The organism is Pseudoalteromonas sp. S3785 (genome assembly GCF_005887365.1).
GTDB lineage: Bacteria > Pseudomonadota > Gammaproteobacteria > Enterobacterales > Alteromonadaceae > Pseudoalteromonas.
Genome location: NZ_PNCT01000114.1, coordinates 1 through 4,657 on the forward strand (window position 1 = coordinate 1; position 4,657 = coordinate 4,657).

4 protein-coding genes are annotated in these 4,657 nt (G+C 42.0%); 1 reads left to right on the forward strand and 3 read right to left on the reverse strand.

Translation table 11 applies throughout. The annotated features are described in order from the left end of the window. Window positions 1-17 precede the first annotated feature (17 nt). From CWC17_RS18625 to CWC17_RS18635, 3 genes are all read right to left on the reverse strand, one after another. Entirely contained in the window at window positions 18-950 is a 933-nt protein-coding gene (locus CWC17_RS18625; RefSeq protein WP_138614586.1) for a DHH family phosphoesterase, read from the reverse strand. Window positions 951-1,268: 318 nt separating this feature from the next. Continuing rightward, a complete protein-coding gene (locus tag CWC17_RS18630; protein ID WP_138614588.1) occupies window positions 1,269-2,717 on the reverse strand; it encodes a dihydrolipoyl dehydrogenase in 1,449 nt (482 codons plus the stop codon). A gap of 82 nt (window positions 2,718-2,799) precedes the next feature. Then, a complete protein-coding gene (locus CWC17_RS18635; protein WP_024033064.1) occupies window positions 2,800-3,528 on the reverse strand; it encodes a glutathione peroxidase in 729 nt (242 codons plus the stop codon). A 109-nt stretch (window positions 3,529-3,637) separates the two neighbouring features. Here CWC17_RS18635 and CWC17_RS18640 point away from each other — a divergent pair, with 109 nt between their 5' ends. Then, window positions 3,638-4,534, forward strand: a complete 897-nt coding sequence (locus CWC17_RS18640) for a LysR substrate-binding domain-containing protein (RefSeq protein WP_171042112.1) — start codon at window positions 3,638-3,640, stop codon at window positions 4,532-4,534. Window positions 4,535-4,657 lie beyond the last annotated feature (123 nt).

The window sequence follows — 4,657 nt, forward strand, 5'->3', positions numbered from 1 at the left end:
AGCTAAAAGCTAAAAGCTTAACCATCACTGGTAATCGTATCAATCAGCTCACCCAGTACTGCTTCGGCTTTGCTGGTCTCTACTTGGCAGGTGCCGGCGTTTAAGTGGCCGCCACCGCCGTATTTAAGGCATAACTCGCCCACATTGGTGTTTGAGCTGCGGTTGGTGATTGATTTACCTATGGCAAATACTACGTTTTGTTTTTTAAGGCCCCACATTTTGTGAATTGATATATTGCAGTCTGGGTACATGGCGTAAATTACAAAACGGTTGGTGGCGTAAATGGTTTCTTCTTGGGTTAAATCTAACACCACTAAGTTTTTATGAACCGTTGCACATTGTGCTATTTGCGCTTTGGCCTTTTCGTTATGCTCGTTATAAAGCGCAACGCGTTCAGCTACATCTTCCATTTTTAAAATATCTTCAATGCTTTGATCTTTACAGGCATCGATTAGCTTCATCATTAATTGGTAGTTTGAAATTTTAAACTCGCGGAAGCGGCCAAGGCCTGTACGTGCATCCATGATAAAGTTCATTAATACCCAGTCTGTTGGGTTGAGTATTTCGTCTTTTGAGAACTGCGCTGCATCGCCTTTATCTACTGCGTCCATCATGTCTGTGCTGATGTTTGGAAATTTTTCTGCGCCGCCATAATAATCATAAACAACGCGTGCAGCAGAAGGGGCTTTAGGGTCGATTACATGGTTTTTAATATCGCTTGCGTTACGTACGGTTTCGCTTAAGTGATGGTCAAATGCAATATGGCAGCCTGCAACGTAGGGTAGGTTAGTGGTGATGTCGTTTGCTGTTATGTCGATTTTGCCATCTTGCATGTCTTTTGGGTGTACAAATAAAATGTCATCAATTAGGTCTAAGTCTTTGAGCAGTACGGCACATACTAAGCCGTCGAAATCGCTGCGGGTGACTAGTCTAAATTTATTATTGGGCATAGCTTTTCCATCTTGTTGTGATTGAGTTATCAAATAAGTGTAACAGCTAAAATAATTTTTGAGAGGTTATAGCAATCGAATTAAAAATTTAGTCATCCAAACGTGCTAAATAAAGCGTAAACGGCGTTATAAATTTTTAAGTAGAACAAATGCCTATCGAAAATTATGCCTTTGTTATTATTCTGTTTATCTGTTGCTATAAATACCTCATAATTTAATACAATGGGCATTATGGTTAAAAAAGCGCATAAAAAAGCCAAAACGACTGTTTTGGCTTTTTGTTAGCAAGTATGTATTTGTTTTATTGCTGTATAAAAGTTAAGCGCCTGGTCCGCATTCCATACAGCTGTTAATAATATCTGGGCCAAATTTAAGTCTGGCATTTAAATCGCGAAGGGCAGTACGTAAACCTTCTTCAATTACTGGGTGGTAAAATGGCATTTCCAGCATTTCTGGTACGGTCATTTTGTTTTGCACAGCCCAAGCTAATAAATGAGCAAGGTGTTCGGCTTGTGGGCCAATAAATTCTGCTCCTAAAAATAAGCCTGTGCCTTGTTCTGCGTAAACGCGCATGTGGCCTTTATTTTTAAGCATTACTCGGCTGCGGCCTTGGTTTTCAAAACTCACTTCGCCTACTTCAAAGCAACCACATTCACCCAGGCGCTCTGTAATTTGCGAATAACTTTCGCCAACCATTGCTATTTGCGGGTCACTAAATACGGCGGCAATTTTAGCGCGGCGAAGGCCAATGCGTATATCGGGGAAGCGCCCAGCATTTTGGCCGGCAATAGTGCCTTGATCAGATGCCTCGTGTAGCAGGGGGATCATATTACTGGCATCGCCTGCTATAAATATATTTGAGTTACCACATTGCATTGTATGCGGGTCTGCGTGTGGTACACCGCGCTCATCAAGCTCTATGCCGGTATTCTCTAACCCTAGTTTGTCTACGTTGGGTACTCGACCTGTGGCTGCAAGTACGTAGTCAAATTGCTCGGTGTGTTTAGCACCGTCTTTATCGGTGTAAGTAAGCTGGGCTTTATCGCCAACTTGCATCATGTCAGATACGTTTGAGTCGGTATCTACAAAAAATTCTTCAGCAAAAACAGTGTTTGCATAGTCTTTTACTACTGGGTCGGTAAGTGGGCCAATCGCGCCGCCAACACCAAATAATTTTACGTTTACGCCTAAGCGGCTCAGTGCTTGGCCAATTTCTAGGCCTATTACACCTGGACCAAATACGGCCACTGATTCTGGTAGGTCGTCCCAGTTAAATACATCGTCGTTAATAATTAGTTTGTCGCCAAAGTTATTAAACACGCCAGGGTATGATGGGCGCGAACCCGTAGCAATAACAAAACGTTTAGCGGTTATAATGATGTCATCGTCAATTTGTACGCGGTTGGCGTCTAAAAACTTGGCGTAACCACGAATTTTATCTTCATCTGGTATGTCATCTACGGCTTCTACTACGAATCCTGCAAAGCGGTCTCGTTCGCTTTTAACACGTGCCATAACTGCTTTGCCGTCTATTCGTGGCTTTGAGCTATGTACGCCAAATGCAGGTGCCATTTCAATTGAATGCGCGGCTTCGGCTGCGGCAATAAGTAATTTACTTGGCATACAACCAACGCGTGCACAGGTAGTACCGTACGGGCCTGATTCAATCATTAAAACGTTAGGGGTGAATTGTTTTGCGTTACGGTATGCGCTTAAGCCTGCAGTACCTGCACCTATAACAACAACATCGGTTTGTAATTCTTTCATAGTGGTATCCTTTATTATTTTCAATCTGAGCGATGAGATTGATATAGAGGGGCGCGTACGCCCCTGCTATTTTTTTACTTAATTAAGCAAAGTATTTTTCTAAATCGTCTGAGCCGCCAATGTGTTGTCCACCAATAAATATTTGTGGAACAGTGTCACGGCCAGTGATTGCTTTAAGGCTTGTTAATGTAGCGCCTGCACCCATAACAACTTCTTCAAATGCGTAGCCTTTTTCTGTTAGTAGCTCTTTTGCTTTTTTACAGAAAGGGCAACCAGGTTTAGTAAATACGGTTACTGGCTCTGGCTTAGTTTGTTTTGGGTTGATGTAGTCAAGCATTGTGTCTGCATCAGAAACTTCAAACGGGTCGCCTGGTAAATCTGGTTCGATGAACATTTTGTCGATAACGCCATCTTTCACTAGCATAGAGTATCTCCAGCTACGCTTACCAAAGCCTAAGTCGTTTTTATCGACTAACATGCCCATGCCGTCAGTAAACTCGCCGTTGCCATCAGGTAATAATGTGATGTTTTGCGCTTCTTGATGCTCTGCCCATGCGTTCATTACAAATGTATCGTTTACTGATACACATACAATTTCATCAACGCCATTTTGCTTAAGTACGCCGGCTAACTCGTTGTAGCGTGGTAAGTGAGTTGATGAACAGGTTGGTGTAAATGCGCCCGGTAGTGAAAACACAACAACGGTTCTGCCTGTAAAAATTTCGTCTGTGGTTACTGATTTCCATTCGTCGTTTTGACGTGTTGCAAATGTAACGCTTGGGATTGTTTGACCTTCAATATTCTTTAACATAGTTTGTTCCTCTTGATTTGTTGGAGCCATTATGGCGAGAATTTAAATATAGTTCCAATCGTTTGTTTGTATTAAACTAATAGGTATAGCCTATCAGGTGGAGATGAATTTGAACTTAAAAGATTTAGAGTATGTAAAAGCAATAGCTCACCACAAGCATTTTCGCAAAGCGGCCGATGCCTGTTTTGTTAGCCAGCCTACACTAAGTGGGCAAGTAAAAAAGCTTGAGCAAGAGCTTAATGTTGTTTTATTTGACCGTTCAACTAAGCAAGTTACATTAACAGCGCAAGGTGAACGTTTGTTGACACAAATAAACGTTATTTTAGAGCAAACAGAAATCTTAAAAGAGCTGGCGGCTACTTCAAACGGGCCGCTACAAGGTAAGCTAAGAATTGGTATTATTCCTACTATTGCACCGTATTTACTTAGCGCTTTACTGACCTCTATGAAAGCGGCATTTAGCGAGAGCCACTTTACGTTTATAGAAATGCAAACAGCGACTATGCTAGAGGCGCTTGATAACGGCGAGCTCGACTTTGCAATTTTGGCCGATGTTCCTGAGCTTAAAAACTACCATACGGTTAACGTGTACAAAGAAGACTTTATGGTTGCTGTTTCAACCGATAACCCGTTATCTAATCGTAAAAAAGTAGCGCTAAGCGATTTACAAAGTTGTAGCCTATTAATGTTAAGTGATGGCCATTGCTTTAAAGATCAAGCCCAAAAGTTTTGTTTTTCTGCGGGGGTGGATGTGTCAAACCAATATCAGGGCAATAGTTTAGAAACCTTACTGGCGCTGGTGGCTATAAATGATGGGGTGACATTTGTACCTAGGCTTGCATGTACACAACGTGTTGGGGTTAGTTATTTACCTATTTTTCCTAATCAACAACGTAATGTGGTATTTGCTTGCAGAAAACATTATCCGCATTTAGTAGGCGTTGAGCAATTAGCGCAATGGTTGGCAGAGCACCCAAATTTAAAGCGAGCGCTTAGGGCGTGTTGACCTTTTTGGATTGAAATTTGTTCAATCTAGGGGCGATTAAACCGCGGCGTGAGGTTTGTAACCTAGTGGGCTCGATAACTGCTCCTGCGTTATTCTAATGGCTTACATCCATGTAAGAATATG